The organism is Lysobacter gummosus (assembly GCF_001442805.1).
Classification (GTDB): Bacteria; Pseudomonadota; Gammaproteobacteria; order Xanthomonadales; family Xanthomonadaceae; genus Lysobacter; species Lysobacter gummosus.
Genome location: NZ_CP011131.1, coordinates 2997494 through 3014616, shown reverse-complemented (window position 1 = coordinate 3014616; position 17123 = coordinate 2997494). Strand labels below are relative to the sequence as shown.

General features: G+C 67.6%; 13 protein-coding genes. 4 read left to right on the top strand and 9 right to left on the bottom strand.

What is annotated here, in order from left to right; translation table 11 throughout:
* Positions 1-20: 20 nt before the first annotated feature.
* Together LG3211_RS12145 and LG3211_RS12140 are read left to right on the top strand one after the other, a co-directional pair.
* A complete protein-coding gene (locus LG3211_RS12145) occupies positions 21-4895 on the top strand; it encodes an NAD-glutamate dehydrogenase (RefSeq protein ID WP_425479972.1) in 4875 nt (1624 codons plus the stop codon).
* A 336-nt stretch (positions 4896-5231) separates the two neighbouring features.
* Positions 5232-6011: an NAD kinase gene (locus LG3211_RS12140; protein ID WP_057943077.1), complete on the top strand. Its 780-nt coding sequence runs from the start codon at positions 5232-5234 to the stop codon at positions 6009-6011.
* A 120-nt stretch (positions 6012-6131) separates the two neighbouring features.
* Here LG3211_RS12140 and LG3211_RS12135 read toward each other — a convergent pair whose 3' ends face one another.
* Positions 6132-6557 carry an NUDIX hydrolase gene (locus tag LG3211_RS12135; RefSeq protein ID WP_083512498.1) on the bottom strand — a complete coding sequence of 142 codons (426 nt, stop codon included), beginning with the start codon at positions 6555-6557 and terminating at the stop codon, positions 6132-6134.
* Positions 6554-7504: a LysR family transcriptional regulator gene (locus LG3211_RS12130; RefSeq protein WP_057943075.1), complete on the bottom strand. Its 951-nt coding sequence runs from the start codon at positions 7502-7504 to the stop codon at positions 6554-6556. Before LG3211_RS12130 ends, LG3211_RS12135 begins: the two co-directional genes overlap by 4 nt.
* 167 nt (positions 7505-7671) lie before the next feature.
* Between LG3211_RS12130 and LG3211_RS12125 the strand changes: the two genes are divergently transcribed.
* Positions 7672-8268, top strand: coding sequence for an NADPH-dependent F420 reductase (locus LG3211_RS12125; RefSeq protein ID WP_057943074.1), 597 nt, complete (start codon positions 7672-7674; stop codon positions 8266-8268).
* A gap of 27 nt (positions 8269-8295) precedes the next feature.
* On the opposite strand, the gene LG3211_RS12120 is transcribed toward LG3211_RS12125, so the two are convergent.
* On the bottom strand, positions 8296-9672 hold the full coding sequence (locus LG3211_RS12120) for an amino acid permease (protein WP_057943073.1): 1377 nt from the start codon (positions 9670-9672) through the stop codon (positions 8296-8298).
* 204 nt (positions 9673-9876) lie between these two features.
* Here LG3211_RS12120 and LG3211_RS12115 point away from each other — a divergent pair, with 204 nt between their 5' ends.
* Positions 9877-10797, top strand: coding sequence for a 5'-nucleotidase (locus LG3211_RS12115; RefSeq protein ID WP_057943072.1), 921 nt, complete (start codon positions 9877-9879; stop codon positions 10795-10797).
* A gap of 289 nt (positions 10798-11086) precedes the next feature.
* Here the strand turns inward: LG3211_RS12115 and LG3211_RS12110 are convergent, their stop codons facing one another.
* From LG3211_RS12110 to LG3211_RS12085, 6 genes are all read right to left on the bottom strand, one after another.
* Positions 11087-11476: a lysozyme inhibitor LprI family protein gene (locus LG3211_RS12110; RefSeq protein WP_222837615.1), complete on the bottom strand. Its 390-nt coding sequence runs from the start codon at positions 11474-11476 to the stop codon at positions 11087-11089.
* 201 nt (positions 11477-11677) lie between these two features.
* Complete coding sequence (locus tag LG3211_RS12105) at positions 11678-12229, bottom strand: DUF2939 domain-containing protein (RefSeq protein WP_057943071.1); 552 nt, start codon at positions 12227-12229, stop codon at positions 11678-11680.
* A 552-nt stretch (positions 12230-12781) separates the two neighbouring features.
* A complete protein-coding gene (locus tag LG3211_RS12100; protein WP_083512496.1) occupies positions 12782-13957 on the bottom strand; it encodes a DUF4785 domain-containing protein in 1176 nt (391 codons plus the stop codon).
* 11 nt (positions 13958-13968) lie between these two features.
* Positions 13969-14877, bottom strand: a complete 909-nt coding sequence (locus tag LG3211_RS12095) for an alpha/beta hydrolase family protein (protein ID WP_057943069.1) — start codon at positions 14875-14877, stop codon at positions 13969-13971.
* A gap of 359 nt (positions 14878-15236) precedes the next feature.
* Positions 15237-15692 carry a DUF6196 family protein gene (locus LG3211_RS12090; protein ID WP_057943068.1) on the bottom strand — a complete coding sequence of 152 codons (456 nt, stop codon included), beginning with the start codon at positions 15690-15692 and terminating at the stop codon, positions 15237-15239.
* Between the two features lie 137 nt (positions 15693-15829).
* Positions 15830-16996, bottom strand: coding sequence for an MFS transporter (locus LG3211_RS12085; RefSeq protein ID WP_057943067.1), 1167 nt, complete (start codon positions 16994-16996; stop codon positions 15830-15832).
* Positions 16997-17123 lie beyond the last annotated feature (127 nt).

Sequence of the window (17123 nt, the reverse complement as noted above, 5' to 3'; positions counted from 1 at the left end):
TGCAGCCGATCATCGCCGCGATGCACAAGCGCCTGCCCAAGGCGCGCCACGCCGAGGCGGAAGCCTTCGCGCAGGCGTTCTACAAGCGCATGAGCGCCGATGAGCTGCCGCAGCACCAGCCCGACGGCTGGGCGGCGCTGGCGGCGGACTTTCTGGATTACGCGCGCGACCGCAAACAGGGTTCGGCCCTGGTGCGTTTGTTCAACCCGACGCTGAAGTCGCATGGCTGGGAATCGCCGCACACCGTGCTGCAGATCGCCAACGACGACATGCCGTTCCTGGTCGATTCGGTGACCATGGCGCTGGCCGATCAGGGCATCGGCGTGCACGTGCTGGGCCATCCGGTGGTGACGTTCCAGCGCGACAAGGCCGGCAAGCTGCTGGCGGTCGGGCAGGGCGTGGCCGAGTCGCTGATGCACCTGGAAATCGACCGTCAGACCGCCGAATCGGCCGCCAAGATCAAGCATGCGCTGGAAGTGGTGCTGGCCGACGTGCGCGCGATCGTGCGCGACTGGTCGCAGATGCGCGACAAGATGAATCAGGTCGCCGACGAATTGCCCGGCCAGAACCTGCCGATCGACGAAGACGGCAAGCGCGAGGCGCAGGCGTTCCTGCACTGGGCCGCCGAGAACCATTTCACCTTCCTGGGCTACCGCGAGTACGAAGTCGTCAAGCAAGGCGGCGACGAGGTGCTGCGCGCGGTCAAGGACAGCGGCCTGGGCCTGCTGCGCGGGAAGGAAGTCGGCAAGCCGCGCCTGCTGACGTCGCTGGCGGCGCACTACATGCCGCACTCCGGCGCGGTCGACGCGCTGATCCTGACCAAGACCAATGCGCGTTCCACCGTGCACCGTCCGGGCTACATGGACTACATCGGCGTGCTGAGCTTCGACGCTCAGGGCCGTCCGACCGGCGAGAAGCGGTTCCTCGGCCTGTACACCTCCAGCGCCTACAACCGCCGCCCCTGGGATATCCCGCTGGTGCGTCAGCGCCACGCCTACGTGATGGAGCAGTCCGGCCTGGCGCCCGACAGCCACAGCGGCAAGGCCCTGCGCCACGTGCTGGAAACCTTGCCGCGCGACGAGCTGTTCCAGTCCAGCGAGGACGAACTGCTCAAGACCACCTCGGGCATCCTCGGCCTGCAGGAGCGCGTGCGCAGCAAGCTGTTCCTGCGCCGCGACCGTTACGGCCGCTATTACTCGGGCCTGGTCTACATTCCGCGCGAGCGCTTCAACACCGACGTGCGCCTGCGCGTGGAGGCGATGCTCAAGGACAAGCTGCACGGCGAGCACATCGACACCACCGTGCACATCGGCGAATCGCCGCTGGCGCAGTTGCACCTGATCGTGCGCCCGAAGTCGGGCGAAGCCGCGCAGAACGGCGCGCGCGTCATCGACAACGCCGCCATCGAAGCCGAACTGGCCGAGATCGTGCGCAACCGTCAGGACGACCTGCGCGAAGCGCTGGTGCGCAACAACGGCGAGCAGCAGGGTCTGGCCCTGGCCAATCGTTATGGACGGGCGTTGCCGCCGGGCTATATCGATGAAGTCTCGGCCGGCGTGGCGGCGCAGGACATCGCCCATCTCGCCGCGCTCAGCGGCCCGGACGATCTGCGCCTGAGCCTGTGCCGCACCCGCCAGGGCGAAGGCGGCCTGCGCTTCAAGTTCTACCGCCAGCTCGACGACATCCCCTTGTCCGACGCGCTGCCGATGATGGAGAACATGGGCCTGCGGGTGATTTCCGAACACCCCTACCGCCTGACGGTGGACGGCCAGCCGGTCTACATCCAGGACTTCGAGGTCGAGACCGCCAACAACGACATCGACGTCGATCGCCTGGACGAGAATTTCGAAGAAGCCTTCGCCCAGATCTGGCGCGGCAACGCCGAGAACGACGGCTTCAACCGCCTGATCCTGACCGCCAACCTGTCCTGGCGCCAGGTCGCGATGCTGCGCGCGTACTGCAAGTACCTGCTGCAGGTCGGCGTGCCGTTCTCGCAAAGCTACGTGGAAGAAACCTTCAGCCGCTATCCGCTGCTGGCGCGCCTGCTGGTGGAGCTGTTCGAAGCGCGCTTCGACCCGTGCACCGGCAACGAGAGCAAGGACGAGATCAAGGCCGGCCAGGAGCGCCTGGTCCAGCAGTTCGACACTCTGTCCGGCGGCGACGCCGCGGTCATGGCCGCGCTCAAGCCGGTGATCCAGGCGCGCAGCGGCAAGCGCGACGAGCAGGCCCAGGCCACGGTCGCATCGATCAAGGCGCTGCTCGACCGCGTCTCCAGCCTCGATGAAGACCGCATCCTGCGCAGCTTCATCGGCGTGATCAACGCCACCTTGCGCACCAGCTACTACCAGACCACCGCCGACGGTTCCGAACGCGGCTATGTCAGCTACAAGTTCGATTCGGCCCAGGTGCCGGATCTGCCCAAGCCGCGTCCGTACCGCGAAATCTTCGTGTACGGCCCGCGCGTGGAAGGCGTGCACCTGCGCTTCGGCCCGGTCGCCCGCGGCGGTTTGCGCTGGTCCGATCGCCGCGAAGACTTCCGCACCGAGGTGCTGGGTCTGGTCAAGGCGCAGATGGTCAAGAACACGGTGATCGTGCCGGTCGGCTCCAAGGGCGGCTTCTTCGCCAAGCGTCCGCCGATCGGCGGCGACCGCGACGCGGTCCTGGCCGAAGGCATCGCCTGCTACAAGATGTTCATCAACGGTCTGCTGGACATCACCGACAACATCGTCGATGGGAAAATCGTCCCGCCGGCGAGAGTCGTGCGCCATGACAATGACGACCCCTACTTGGTCGTCGCCGCCGACAAGGGCACCGCGACCTTCTCCGACATCGCCAACGGCATCGCCGCCGAGCACAAGTTCTGGCTCGACGACGCTTTCGCCTCGGGCGGTTCGGTCGGTTACGACCACAAGGGCATGGGCATCACCGCCAAGGGCGCGTGGGAGTCGGTCAAGCGCCACTTCCGCAGCATCGGCCGCGACAGCCAGACCCAGGACTTCACCACGGTCGGCATCGGCGACATGTCCGGCGACGTGTTCGGCAACGGCATGCTGCTGAGCAAGCACATCCGCCTGCTGGCCGCGTTCGACCATCGCCACATCTTCCTCGATCCCGATCCGGACGCGGCCAAGACGTTCAAAGAACGCGAGCGCATGTTCAAGCTGCCGCGTTCGAGCTGGGACGACTACAACAAGGCCCTGATCAGCAAGGGCGGCGGCGTGTACCCGCGCTCGGCCAAGTCGATTCCGCTGTCGCCGCAGATCAAGGCCGCGCTGGGCATCGAAGGCAACGTCACGGCGATGAGCCCGGTCGAGCTGATGAGCGCGATCCTCAAGGCGCCGGTCGATCTGCTGTGGAACGGCGGCATCGGCACCTACGTCAAGGCCAGCAGCGAAACCAACAGCGACGTCGGCGACCGCGCCAACAACGCACTGCGCGTCAACGGCAACGATCTGCGCTGCAAGATGGTGGGCGAGGGCGGCAACCTGGGCCTGACCCAGCTCGGCCGCATCGAGGCGGCGCAGCACGGCGTGCTGCTCAACACCGACTTCATCGACAACTCGGCCGGCGTGGACACCTCGGACCACGAGGTCAACATCAAGATCCTGCTCAACGGCCAGGTTCAGGCGAAGAAGCTGTCGTTGCCCGATCGCAACAAGCTGCTGGCGTCGATGACCGACGAAGTCGCCGAGCTGGTGCTCAACGACAACTACCGCCAGAACCAGGCGATCAGCCTGATGGAGCGCATGAGCCTGTCGCGCCTGGGCTCCAAGCAGCACTTCATCCGCACCTTGGAGTCGCAGGGCCTGCTGGATCGCCAGATCGAGTTCCTGCCCAGCGACGCCGAGATCGCCGAACGCAAGGCGCGCGGGCAGGGCCTGACCCGTCCGGAACTGTCGGTGCTGCTGTCGTACTCCAAGCTGGTCGCGTTCCAGCAGATGCTGGATTCCGACGTGCCGGAAGACCCGTACCTGTCGAAGGAACTGGTGCGCTACTTCCCGCAGCCGCTGCAGGCCAAGTACGCCAAGGCGATGGAGAACCACCGCCTGAAGCGCGAAATCATCGCCACCGCGGTGACCAACTCGACCATCAACCGGATGGGCGCGACCTTCCTGCTGCGCATGCAGGAAGACAGCGGCCGCACCCCGGGCGAGGTCGCCAAGGCCTTCACCATTACCCGTGAGACCCTGGACGCGCGCGAGCTGTGGGCGCAGATCGACGCGCTCGACGGCAAGGTCGCCGAATCGACCCAGATCGACGCCCTGCAGGTGATCTGGACGCTGCAGCGTTCCTTCACCCGCTGGCTGCTGTCGCGTCCGGGCGCGATTCCGGACATCACCACCGCGGTCGATCGCTACCACGACGGCTTCAAGAACATCCGCGCCGGCCACGGCATCCTCGGCGACGGCGAGCGTCCGGCCCACGATGCCGCCTTCGCCGATTGGAAGGCCAAGGGCGTGCCCGAGTCGCTCGCGGCGCAGTTGGCCGCGCTGCGGTACCTGGAGCCGAGCTGCGACATCATCGAACTGGCGCGCGAGCGCAAGCTCAAGCCGGTCGATGTGGCCAAGGTGCACTTCCGCCTCGGCGAAGCCCTGCGTCTGCCGTGGCTGCAGGAGCAGATCGACGCGCTCACCGTCGATGGCCGCTGGCATGCGGTGGCGCGCGGCGTGCTGCGCGAAGAGCTGGCGACCCAGCAGCGCATCCTGGTCGGCCAGGTGCTCAACATGGCCGGCGCCAACGCCGACGCCAAGGTCAAGCAGTGGCTGAGCCGCGACGACCAGTCGCTGCGCTTCACCCTGGCGATGCTGACCGAACTGGCGGCGCAGAAGACCCTGGACTATCCGACCGCTTCGGTCGCGGTGCAGCGTCTGTCGCAGTTGGCGGCGCGCGGCTGATAGCGGCGGCGGGCCGGCGTTCGCGCCGGTCCTGCGTGGTTTCGAAATACCCCCGGCCCCGAACGGCCGGGGGTTTTTTGTAGGAGGGCCTTCAGGCCCGATGCTTTTCTTTCAGGTCGCGGCGATCTGAGACAAAGGTATCGGGCCTGAAGGCCCTCCCACAGAAAGCGAGCCCTTCCATAAAAGCGCTCTCGCAAGCGAAATCGCGAATGCGTCGCGAAACCGGCGAGGCCGCCGTCGCCGTGGCGATACGCGACCTTGTGCGCGGACCGTGGTCCCGACACGAATCCCCCGCATCGGCCGGGTTATGCTGACGGCATCCTTCCGGAGCCGCCGATGACCGCGACGCCACGCATCGCCTTCCTCGCCAGTCACACCGACGACGCCCAGCGCGCGCTTGCGACGCTGTTGACCCAGCACGATCAGCACGAACCCGACAGCGCCGACGTGCTGGTCGCGCTCGGCGGCGACGGCTTCATGCTGCAGACCCTGCATCGCCACGGCGCGCTCGGCAAACCCGTATACGGGATGAAGCTGGGCACGGTCGGCTTCCTGATGAACCAATACGCCGACGCCAGCGGCGATTTGCTCGAGCGCATCGCCAGCGCCGAGCCGGCGGTGCTGCGTCCGCTGGAAATGGTCGCGCAGACCGAGTCCGGCGCGAGCTTCGGTTCGCTGGCCTATAACGAAGTTTCGCTGCTGCGCCAGACCCGCCAGGCCGCGCACGTGCGCATCGACCTCAACGGCCAGACCCGGCTCGACGAGCTGATCTGCGATGGCGTGCTGGTCGCGACCGCGGCCGGCAGCACCGCGTACAACTTCTCCGCGCACGGGCCGATCCTGCCGCTGGGTTCGGCGGTGATCGCGCTTACCCCGATCGCCGCGTTCCGCCCGCGGCGCTGGCGCGGGGCCCTGCTCAAGGCCGACACCGAAGTGCGTTTCCGCGTGCTCGATCCCTACAAGCGCCCGGTCAGCGCCACCGCCGACTCGCACGAAGTGCGCGACGTGGTCGAGGTGATGATCCGCGAGTCGCGCGACCGCACGGTCACGTTGCTGTTCGATCCTGAGCACAATCTGGAAGAGCGGATGTTGATCGAGCAGTTCACCAGCGGCTGAGCGCGACCGCGCTCGGCTTGAAGCAAATCCGCATTCTCTCCTTCTCTTTCTCCCTCTCCCGCTTGCCACCCAAGGTGACTTCCTTCGGGGCGCGGGAGAGGGGCTCCAACGTCGCTACCCTCAGCGCCGCAACCGCCCGATCAACTCGATCAGACGCCCATCGGCCAGATTAGGCAGCGCCCGCGCCTGCACCGGATCGAACCACTGCAGCCGCACGTGTTCGTCGCCGCGCATGGCGACTTCGCCCTGCCAGGCATCGACGCGGTAGACGGTCAGGCTGGCGCCGGCCCATATCAGCGGTTCGCCCAGTTGGCAGTAGTCGGTGGCGACGACGCCGGCTTCTTCTTCCAATTCGCGCAGCAAGGCCTGTTCCAGGGTTTCCCCGGCCTCGACATGGCCGCCGAGGATGTCCCAGCAGTTCGGCGCCAGGCGCTTGTAGGCGTTGCGCAGGCCCAGCAGCAGGCGGCCGTCGCGGATCAGCACCGCGCCGACCATGGGGGCGCCGGCTCGGCTGTCGGCGGACGGCGGGTTGGCGGTCTCGCTCATGCCGCAACTCCCGCGCCCGCGTCGGCGCGGCCGGACAGCCGTTGCGGCAGCCGGGCGCGCTCGCACGCTTCGATCAGATAGTCCACGAACACCCGCGTCTTGCTCGGCAACAGATTGCGACTAGCGTAGTACAGCGAGATCGAACCCAGGTCGGCGTACCAATCCGGCAGCAGCCGTTGCAGGCGCCCGTCGTCGAGGTAGGGCAGTGCATGCTGTACCGCGACCAGAGTCACGCCCAGGCCATTGAGCGCGGCGCGGCACATAGCTTCGGGATCGTTGAGGACGATGCGTTCACGAGTCAGCGCCACCGCTTCGCGCCCGCCCGAGTCGCGCATCGCCCAGTGGCGCACGCGGCCGGTGCGCGCCGAGCGCATGGCGATGCCGTCGTGTTCGGCCAGATCCTCCGGTTCGGCCGGCAGCGGCCGGCCTTGCAGATACGTGGGCGCGGCCACCGCGATCACGTGCAGCGGCGCCAGCGGCCGCGCCACCATTCCGGCCGCCAGCTCGATGCCGCCGCCGATCGCCGCGTCGAAGCCCTCCGCGATCAGATCGACCTGACGGTTCTCCAGCAGCCAGTCCAGACGGATATGCGGATGCCGGCGCAGGAACTGCGGCATCAGCGGCAGCACGTAATCCATGCCGAATCCCGGCGCCATGCTGAGCTTCAGCGTGCCGGCCGGCTCCTCGCTCTCGACCGAGGCGACGCTGAGCGCGCTGTTCAAGGCCTCGACGTGCTCGCGCACCGAGTCGAGAAAGCGCTCGCCGGATTCGGTCAGGGTCAGCTTGCGGGTGCTGCGCTGGAACAGGCGCAGACCCAGGTTGCGTTCCAGCACCGCGACATTGCGGCTCACCGCCGCCGGCGTCAGCCCGAGCTGGCGCGCGGCCGCGGAAAAACCGCGCAGGTCGGCGCTGCGGACGAAGGATTCCAGGTTGGCCAGGGTTTCCACAGGTGCGCAGCCTTCAAGTAATGCTTGAAATTCATTCTAGCCATTGCCGGCTTATCCGGCCTGAGTGGGGCGCGCATAGTTCGCTCCACGGCGGCGGAACCGGGTTCGAAACGACTTGAGGTTCCGGCGATTATCCAATTTTATTAGTCACTTGAAGGAGAAACCTCATGCAGATCGGCATTCTCGGCGCGGGCCACATCGGCACCGCCATCGCACGCACCCTGGCCCGCGCCGGCATCGCGGTTTCGATCGCCAACAGTCGCGGCCCGCAGTCGCTGGCGCCCCTGGTCGCCGAACTGGGGCCGAGCGTCACCGCGGCCACGCCGGAACAGGTCGCGCAGGCGGATCTGGTGTTCGTGGCGATCGGTTGGTCGAAGCTGCCGCAGGCCTTGAAGGGCCTGGACCTGAGCGGCCGCATCGTGGTCGATGCCAACAACCCGATCGAGGCGCCGCAGTTCAAGCCCTTCGATCTGCACGGCCGCACCTCCAGCGAAGTGTTCGCCGACCTGGTCCCGGGCGCGCGGGTGGTCAAGGCGCTGAATCATCTGCTCGCGGAGGTGCTCGGCACCGATCCGCGCGGCCACGGCGGCCAGCGCGTGCTGTTCGTATCCGGCGATGACGTCCAGGCCAAGGGCGAGCTGGCGGCGCTGCTGCAGCGAACCGGTTACGCCACGATAGATCTGGGCGGGCTGGTTGAAGGCGGCCGCATGCAGCAATTCCCCGGTGGTCCGCTGGCGGTCCAACACTTGGTCAAGCAGGCCTGAGCCGGGCCGGTTTGGGGCGCGCCGGCCTCAGCCGCGCGCGCGCACCCGCCGCGCGACTTCGCTGATCGCGGCGATGCACAGGGTCAGCGCCGCGGTCGACAGCAGCTGCATGCGCGGGCCTTCGGTCAGCAGCGCCAGCACGAACACCATCGCCAGGATGCCCAGGCCCAGCCAGGTTACGTACGGGAAGGCCCACATCTTGAACGGCAGCACGGTGCCGGCGCGATCGGCGCGGCGGCGCAGGATCAGCTGCGACACCAGCGACAAGGTCCACACCAACAGGCAGGTCGAACCCACCACGTTGAGCAGCGCCGGCAGCACTTTCTCCGGATACAGCAGCTCCAGCGCGGTGGCGATGAAGCCGAAGGCGACGCTGGCCAACACCGCCGCCACCGGCACGCGGCTGCTGCTGAGGTGGGCGAGGAAGCCCGGCGCCTCGCGGCGCTGCGCCAGGGAAAAGATCATGCGCGAGGCGCCGTAGAGATTGGCGTTGAGCGCCGACAACAGCGCGACCACCGCGACCAGGGTGATGGCCGTGGCCGCGCCGGGAATCCGCGCCGCCTCCAGCACCGCCGCGAACGGCGACTTCAGGCTTTCGCTGTTCCACGGCACCACCGCGATGATCACCGCCAGCGAGCCGATGTAGAACACCAGGATGCGCCAGGCCACGGTGCGGATCGCGCGGGTGATGCTGCGTTCCGGGTCCTGGGTTTCGGCCGCGGCGACCGCGACGATCTCGGTGCCGCCGAAGGCGAACACCACCACCAGCAAGGCCGCGCCGACGCCGGCCCAGCCCTTGGGCGCGAAGCCGCCGTGGGCGGTGAAATTGGCGAAGCCGGGCGAGGCCACCTCCGGCAGCAGCCCCAGCAGCAACAGCGCGCCGATCACGATGAAGGCCAGGATCGCCGCGACCTTGAGGATCGCGAACCAGAATTCGAACTCGCCGAAGTTCTTCACCCCGAGCAGGTTGACGCAGGTGAACACGCTCATGAACACCAGCGACATCGCCGCGACCGGCAACTGCGGCCAGATCGTCGCCAGCAGCCCGGCCGCGCCGACCGATTCGGCCGCGATCACGATCACCAGTTGCACCCACCACAGCCAGCCCAGGGTCGCGCCCGCGGTCGGGCCCATCGCATCGGCGGCGTAGACCGAGAACGCGCCGCTGGTCGGCCGCACCGCGGCCATTTCGCCGAGCGCGCGCATCACGATGATCACCAGCACGCCGGCGATCAGATACGACAGCAGCACCGCCGGCCCCGCGGTCTGCACGCCCACGCCCGAGCCGAGGAACAGGCCGGCGCCGATCGCGCTGCCCAGGCCCATCATGACCAGCTGGCGGGATTTGAGGGCGTGGCCGAGTTGCGAGTCGGCGGTGGCGGGTGCGGCGGGGCTGGACGACATGGGCGTTTCCGGGCCGAGAGGCGGTGCGGAACGATAGCAGGCCGCGGAAAAGAGTGGAGGAGAGTGAGCAATGAGCAAAACCCCGCTGTTACCCGCTCCTGCGTCCTCGCCATAGCGAGTCCCGGCGGCCGGCAAGCGGAAGGAGTGATGGCGGCTCTTACTCGTTCCTCACTTCTGCCCGCTCACTCCTGCCACAATAGGCCCATGCCCGACCGTGATGCCGACCCGTTGATCGTCGCGATTTCCTCGCGCACCTTGTTCGACATGGAAGAAAGCCATGCGCTGTTCGAGCGCGAGGGCATCGATGCCTACGCCGCGTTCCAGCGCGAGCGCGAGGACGATCTGCTGCGGCCCGGCATCGCCTTCCCGCTGGTGCGCAAGCTGCTCGCGCTCAACCAGGGCGCGCCGACGGACGCGCCGCGGGTCGAGGTGATCCTGATCTCGCGCAACTCCGCCGACAGCGGCCTGCGCATCTTCAATTCGATCGCCCACCACGGCCTGTCGATCAAGCGCGCGGCTTTCAGCAACGGCGCGCCGCCGTTTCCGTACATCCGGCCGTTCGGCGCGGACCTGTTCCTGTCGGCCAACGCCGAGGACGTCAGCGCCGCGCTCGCCGCCGGAGTGGCGGCGGCGACGCTGTTGCCGGCCACGCCCAATTCGAAGCTGGCGCCGCATCTGCGCCCGGACCAGTTGCGCATCGCTTTCGACGGCGACGCGGTGATCTTCGACGACGAAGGCGAGCGGGTCTCGCGCGAGGGCGGCCTGGCGGCGTTCGCCGAACACGAGCGCAGCCACGCCGGCGAACCGCTGTCGGGCGGCCCGTTCCGCGGGTTCCTCGATGCGCTGCACCGCCTGCAGGCGGCGTTCCCGGTCGGCCAGGACGCGCCGATCCGCACCGCGCTGGTGACCGCGCGCTCGGTGCCGGCGCACGAGCGGGTGATCCGCACCTTGCGCGAGTGGGGCATCCGCCTGGACGAAGCGCTGTTTCTCGGCGGCCGCCCCAAGGGCCCGTTCCTGGAAGCCTTCGGCGCGGACATCTTCTTCGACGATTCCGAGCACAACATCCTGTCGGCGCGCGATCACGTCGCGGCGGGACATGTGCCGCATGGGGTTGCGAACCGCTGAGACAAAAGCATCGGGGCTGAAGCCCCTCCCACAAAAGACTACGCGGCTACGCAATCTTTTGTGGGAGGGGCTTCAGCCCCGATGCCTTTTTTCATCAGGCCACGCCGATCCCGACCTCTACAGGCGAGCCGGACGAAAGCCATAGTTCTGCAATCAATTCCAGTGCATCCATAAAGACTGCGCAGCCGCGAAGTCTTTTGTGGGGCTTCAGCCCCGATGCTTTCCGGTCAAACCAGGCCGATCCCGACCCGCCCACAGGCGAGCCGGGACGAAAGCCATGGTCCTGCAATCAATTCCAGGACTTCTTCACGATCTCATCGTTGCGGCAGGTGCCGGCCTTGCACTCGCGCACGCGATCGCGCAGGTACTCGCCGCGCTCGCGGTTGACCCGGTAATTGCAATCGACATTGATGCTGCCCGACGACTCGCAGCTGTTGTCGCGGTACTTGATCCAGTCCAGCTGGGTGGCCTTCAACTGCTGCTTCACCGGCTCCTTGATCAGGCCGCGCAGGTCGTTGTAGGCGGTGTTGAGTTCCTTGTCCGATTCCAGGAACAGCTTGGCGAAACAATAGGTCTTGTCGTAGCTGGTCCGGTACTTGTCGCATTCGCCCTGGGCGTTTGCGGCGAAGGAGGCGAAACCGAGCAGGCCCAGAGCCAGGGCGGAGAAAATCGCTTTCATGGAATTCCTGTCCAAACGATATGAGTGACGATCGGTGCGGGACATGCCTGTCCCGGTGCCCGCCGCGCGCATCGGCGCCGCGGGCACGCTGCAAAGTATTTCGCGCGGTGCGCAAACGCAAGCCTGCGTGCGCGAGGCAGACGCGGTCCGCGCTGATCGCCGGAAATTTCCATGGCAGTCAGGCGCGGACGGCCGCGCCGTTCAGGGCAGCATCTTGTCCAACGGCAGACGGATGTCGGTCACCTGCCAGCTCAGCCCGTCGCGGGTGAGCACGAACACCACCGGATCGCCGTCGGCGTTGTTCACCGTGGCGGTAAAGCGCGAGGGCGATTCGAAGCGATAGCTCAAATGCTTGAGCGGCTGGGCCGGTTCGACCGGCGCATAAGTGTCGCGGCCCGCGCCGCTGCCGTCGAAACGTTTGAAGACTTTGCGGCCTTCGAGCACCGCGCCGATGCCGACCGGCGTTGCGATCGCGTCCACCGCGGTGCCGGTGACGGTGCTGGCCAGGCTCAGGCCGATCGCGCCAAGCACGCTGGATTGCGTGCCGGGACCGGCGCGGCGGACCAGGTAATCATCGACCTGGGCCTTGAGGCTGAGCCGGACCTGGGCGAAGTCGATGTGCTTGGACAATTCGCCGGTATTGCCTTCCTTGACCGCCGCGCGGATGGCGTTGACGGTCAGGAACGGGCCCGCGGCGAGGTAGCCGAGCAGCAGCACTGCGATCAGAACAAGGGCGGCAATCCATTTTTTCATGACGGCGATCCAGGTTGCGGACCATCAGATTAGCGGGGTTGGCATTACCTGGGCTTAAGGGGCAGGTGCCTTTAATCCTTCTCCCGCAAGCGGGAGAAGGTGCCCGGAGGGCGGATGAGGGCAAGCAGGCCTGGTTGCCCTCACCCCAACCCCGCCCCCGGCCCGAACGCATGGCGTTCGGGCGTTCGGCGACGCGCGAGCCAGTGGCTCGCAAGCCGCGTCGCCTCACCCCGCAAGCGGGAGAGGGGCTCAATGCCGAGGCAGTGTGTTGAACCCTTCTCCCGCTTGCGGGAGAAGGGGCCCGGAGGGCGGATGAGGGCAACCAGGCCTTGCTGCCCTCACCCCAACCCCGCCCCCGGCCCGAACGCATGGCGTTCGGGCGTTCGGCGACGCGCGAGCCAGTGGCTCGCAAGCCGCGTCGCCTCACCCCGCGAGCGGGAGAGGGGCTCAATGCCGAGGCGGTGTGTTGAACCCTTCTCCCGCAAGCGGGAGAAGGTGCCCGGAGGGCGGATGAGGGCCGCTTTGGCTTGTATGGATTGCGCTCGGCCGCCCTCAACGCCCCACCCGAGCCACCCGCTGCCGCCGCTCGATCGGCGCCAACCGCGTCTGATCGTTGAGCTCGACATCGCGCAACTCGTACGGCGCGCCATACCCTTTGGGCAACTGAGTCCGATCGAACGCGAGTTCGATCCGCGCCGCGCCGCCGTCGAGCCACTGCGCGCTGTGCGCGATCGCCACCGGACGCAGTTCGCGCCGGGCGTTGCTTGCGTACAGAGTGCCGCGCACTTCGAAGCGGCCCGGCGAGGCCGCGCGCAAGGGCAGGCCGAAGCTGAGCTTGCCGGCGTCGAAGGCATACGCGCCATCGAGCTTGGCGGTCGGCTGAGCCACCGCGATCGCGGTGCGCGCATCGCGCTGGATCTCGCCGTCGCCGGCGAACACCTGCACTTCCCACAGCCCGGGCGGTTGCTCGCCGGCATCGCTCGGCAACGGCACCGATGCGCGCAGCGTACCGTCGCCGGCGCGCTTCAGAGCCAGCGGCCAGCTGCGGCCCGACGGCGCCACCAGCAGCGCGCCGCCCTCGGCCTTCAGCGTGGCGTCGCCGCGCTTGAGGTCGACCACGACTTCGCGCGTGCCGCCGGCCAGGGCGTGATCGCGGCTGAGATGAGCGAGCAGGCGCACGTCGCTGCGCGGTTCGAACACGTGCACGACGTAACGGCCGCTGGCCTGGGCGACCTGCACCGCGTAGTGGCCCGGCGCGGCGTCGGCGCCGAGTTGCACCGCGGCGGTGCCGGCGCCGACCGCGAGGCCGGCGGCCTGCAGTTGCTCGGCGCCGGTGCGCTTGGCCGCGCCGATGTTGCGTCCGCCCTGGGTGATGCGCACCGCGTCGGCGGCGACCTTAGTCGCGCCCGCGACCGGGCTGACCCGGATCAACGCGCCCGGCGCGCTGGTGGCGATGTCCAGGCCGCGCTGCAAGGCGGCGCCGTCGGTTTCCTGCCAGTACTCGCGGCTTTCCACCACGGCAGGCGCGGCATCGGCGACGAGTCCGGCATCGGGGTTCAGCGCCCAGGAAAACTGCATGGGCGCGCGTTCGGACGCGGCTTTGGGCGCGGCGAGCACGGCCAGGCGTTGCGGAATCTGATCGGATTTCGCGGCCGGCAGCATCGGCGCATCGGCCGCCGCTGCATCGCTGAGCGCCGCGAGCAGGGCGAGGGTCAATATCGTTCGCATGGTCGTCGGCCTCACGGGGTCATGTCGCTGCGCAGGATGGTGTTGAGGTTGAAGCACGCGCGCCGGCTCTGGTTGTGACTGAGCGGTTCGGCGCCGGCGGTGCGCTGCTTGTCCTGGAACCACACGCTGCCCGCGGCCGATTGGCTGGAGCAGTTGAGGAAGCCGTCGGAGCAACTGTTCAACCAGTTCTGCGTGGTCTCCAGGCCGACGTTCTCGGTATAGCCGCCGCAATAGCTGTCGCTGTCGAACGGCGAGGAATCCACGTCGGTGCCGACCACGGCGCGGAAGGTCTTGGGCAGGGCGGGGCGTCCGGACGTGCCGTAGAGATTGTTCGCGTTGTAGGTCGCCATCCAGCTGACCTGCTGCATCTTCACCGCGTCGGACTTGTAGCCCAGCAGCCAGCCGACGGCTTGTTCGAAGGCGTTGCCGTTCATGGCCGCGTCGGCCAGCGGCGTGCCGGCCGAGGACGGCGCGATGGCGTCGACTCGCACGATCTTGCTGATGATGTTCGGGTAGCGGCTGTCGTAGGTCGGGTTCGACATGATCCAGCGCATCACGTTGCCGCCGTTGGAATGGGTGATCACGATCAGCTGGGTGATGCCGCGGGCGTTGATGAAATCGGTGAGCTGCTGGGCCAGGCAACCGGCGGCGCGGCTGTCCCACATGTATTGCTCGAAATCGCAGTTGACCACGGTGTAGTTGGACGGATTGGCCAGGCCGCCGCGGACGCTGTCGACCATCGCGGGTTGCCAGTAATCCTGGTAGGCGTTGGTCTGCTTGCCGGTGCCGTGCACGAAGGCGACGCCGGTGGCGGCGGCGTGCGCGGCCGAAGGCGCGGCGAGCAACGACAGGCCGAACAAAGGCGCGGCCGCGAGCAGCGCCGCGGCGAGCGGCCGCTGCGTGATGCGAAGCTGATGCATGTCTCCTCCCCAAGAGGCCGAGGGCGCGAGATCACGGGCGTCCTGCCCGCAGGCCTTCGGTCGATATGCCGCGCGTTCCTGCACGGCGATCGACCGAGCATACGCGGGCGAATGTTGCTGTCATGCCGCAGCGCCGCAGCGCGGTGCGGCAAAACGTGATCGCTGCCGGAGGCGGAAACGACTCAGCGCACAGATCCGCCAAACGCCAGCGCAAATGGGCTCTGGCGGCTACCGCGTCGCGGCTGGGCGCAGCTGCGATGTTTCGTCCCTTCTTTTGTGGGCAGGATGGATATGCGGCAGCCCGTCGAAGTCATCGATGCGATGACGTCGATCGGGAAACCGATCCGCGCCGGTGCGGCCTAGACGCCGCCGCGATTGTCTTCGACGGGCGAAGCTCGAAGATCGTCGATGGCTTGCGCAGCCAGATCGCGCATCGACACCGGTACGCCCCAATAATCGAAAATGCCGCCACGCCGGGAGTTCTGGCCGCATACCACGAACACGCCCGTGCCCAGCCGCCGCTTGAGTTCCGACGCCAGCCAGCCGACGAAGCCGCTGTTGTCCAGACCGTCCTGGAAGTGGAACGAAAACACGGCGAAGGTTTCCGTCGCGGGTCGATCGGCCGACTTGAGAATGCTCCAGACCTCATCGTCCGCGACCGCCGCCAAAGCCCCGCTCAACGTGTCGAGGCCGAGTTCGTTTTTCGGCAGCTCATAGAACGCATACGGACCGTCGTACCAGACCAGATCCGCAGCGGCGACGACGCGCCGCAATCGCGTCTGGATTTGGCTTGGAGTTTCATGGCTTATGTACATGCAGCGACTCCAGATGGCGAAGAAGGGCTAAATAGAGGCAGACACTGGGAATCAGGGTTCGTCCGAAGCCGTCGAACCGCGCAGCCCCCGACTTGCTTGCCATTACGCGCTCGATCGCGACCGGCCCGCGTGCTCGCTTATGTCTCAGCGGCTGGCGCGGTGCTGGTCCGGCGCTGCGTGCCCAAGTGCACGGCCAGCGACAACAGTGCGCAGACCGCGCCGGCCACGAACGCCGCCGCGCCGCCGCCGTGCTGCCAGAAGAACGCCGCCATGCCCGCGCCGAGCACGCCGCCGATGCCGCCGCTGAAGCCGTACAGCATGCCTTGCGCCGAGGCCATGTCGCGCCGCGCCGGAAACAGTTCGGCCATGCGCCGCATGCAGCCTGCGTGGAAAGCGGCGAAGCTCACCGCGTGGCCGGTCTGCGCCACCGCCATCCAGGCCAACGAGTCGGCGAAGAACGCGACAAGAATCCAACGCAGCGCAGTGGCGAGCAGACACGCCGCCATCAACCGGTGCGCGCCGAAGCGCTGCACCAAGCGCGGCGCCTGCCAGAACATCACGATCTCGCACAGCACGCCGATCGCCCACAGCAAGCCGACCGCGAAGCCGTCGTGGCCATGCGCCTGCAGTTGCAAGGTGTAGAACACATAGAACGGACCGAAGCCCAGTTGCATCAGCATCGCCGTGCCAAGCAGGGCGCGCACGCCGGGCCGTCGCCACAGTTGTTCGCGCGGCGCGCCGGCTTCAGGCGCGGGCGAGGGCGGGTCGGCGCGATGCAACCAGGCCGCGGCGGCGGTCAACGCCACCCAGGGCAGGGTGAGCCAGACGAAAGCGTCGTTGCCGAGCCGGTCGAGCAGCCAACCGTAGCTGGCGGCCACGAGCAGAAACCCGACCGAGCCCCACATGCGGATCTTGCCGTAATCGTGATTGCGCGTACCCAGCGCGTTCAAGGTCATCGCCTCGAACTGCGGCATCACCGCGTTGAAGAACAGCGCGAACGCGCCCATGACCACGAACAGCATCGCGCCATGATCGAATTGAAGGAAGCCGGCGAACATCGCCAGCGCGATCACGCAGCCGGCGACCAGCCAATGGCCCGGCGCGGAACTGCGGGCGACCTGTCGCGCCCAGGTCGGCGGCGCCAGGATGCGGCCCCCATACCACAGCGCCAACATCGCCCCGACCGCATACGCGCCGTGACCGTTGGCGCTGACCCATCGGCCGATATAAGGCGTATAGGCGCCGAGCGCGCCGTAATAGCCGAGGTAGAACAGCGCGTAACGGCGGAATTCGGCGGTGGGCAAGCGCGGCTCGGCGATGGGGCGGACTGGCGCTCACGATACCGGAACGGCAGCGGATTCCCATCGAGATTCGGACTCGGAATCGCGGGTGCTTGGCAGGTCCGGACGGCGATGCTCGCCGGTCGCGGTC

Coding starts and splice junctions, on each gene's coding strand:
- LG3211_RS12100 (WP_083512496.1), bottom strand. CDS start 13,957: ATGCGAACGATATTGACCCTCGCCCTGCTCGCGGCGCTCAGCGATGCA.
- LG3211_RS12120 (WP_057943073.1), bottom strand. CDS start 9,672: ATGTCGTCCAGCCCCGCCGCACCCGCCACCGCCGACTCGCAACTCGGC.
- LG3211_RS12095 (WP_057943069.1), bottom strand. CDS start 14,877: ATGCATCAGCTTCGCATCACGCAGCGGCCGCTCGCCGCGGCGCTGCTC.
- LG3211_RS12145 (WP_425479972.1), top strand. CDS start 21: ATGCACAAGCGCCTGCCCAAGGCGCGCCACGCCGAGGCGGAAGCCTTC.
- LG3211_RS12135 (WP_083512498.1), bottom strand. CDS start 6,557: ATGAGCGAGACCGCCAACCCGCCGTCCGCCGACAGCCGAGCCGGCGCC.
- LG3211_RS12125 (WP_057943074.1), top strand. CDS start 7,672: ATGCAGATCGGCATTCTCGGCGCGGGCCACATCGGCACCGCCATCGCA.
- LG3211_RS12105 (WP_057943071.1), bottom strand. CDS start 12,229: ATGAAAAAATGGATTGCCGCCCTTGTTCTGATCGCAGTGCTGCTGCTC.
- LG3211_RS12115 (WP_057943072.1), top strand. CDS start 9,877: ATGCCCGACCGTGATGCCGACCCGTTGATCGTCGCGATTTCCTCGCGC.
- LG3211_RS12140 (WP_057943077.1), top strand. CDS start 5,232: ATGACCGCGACGCCACGCATCGCCTTCCTCGCCAGTCACACCGACGAC.
- LG3211_RS12110 (WP_222837615.1), bottom strand. CDS start 11,476: ATGAAAGCGATTTTCTCCGCCCTGGCTCTGGGCCTGCTCGGTTTCGCC.
- LG3211_RS12090 (WP_057943068.1), bottom strand. CDS start 15,692: ATGTACATAAGCCATGAAACTCCAAGCCAAATCCAGACGCGATTGCGG.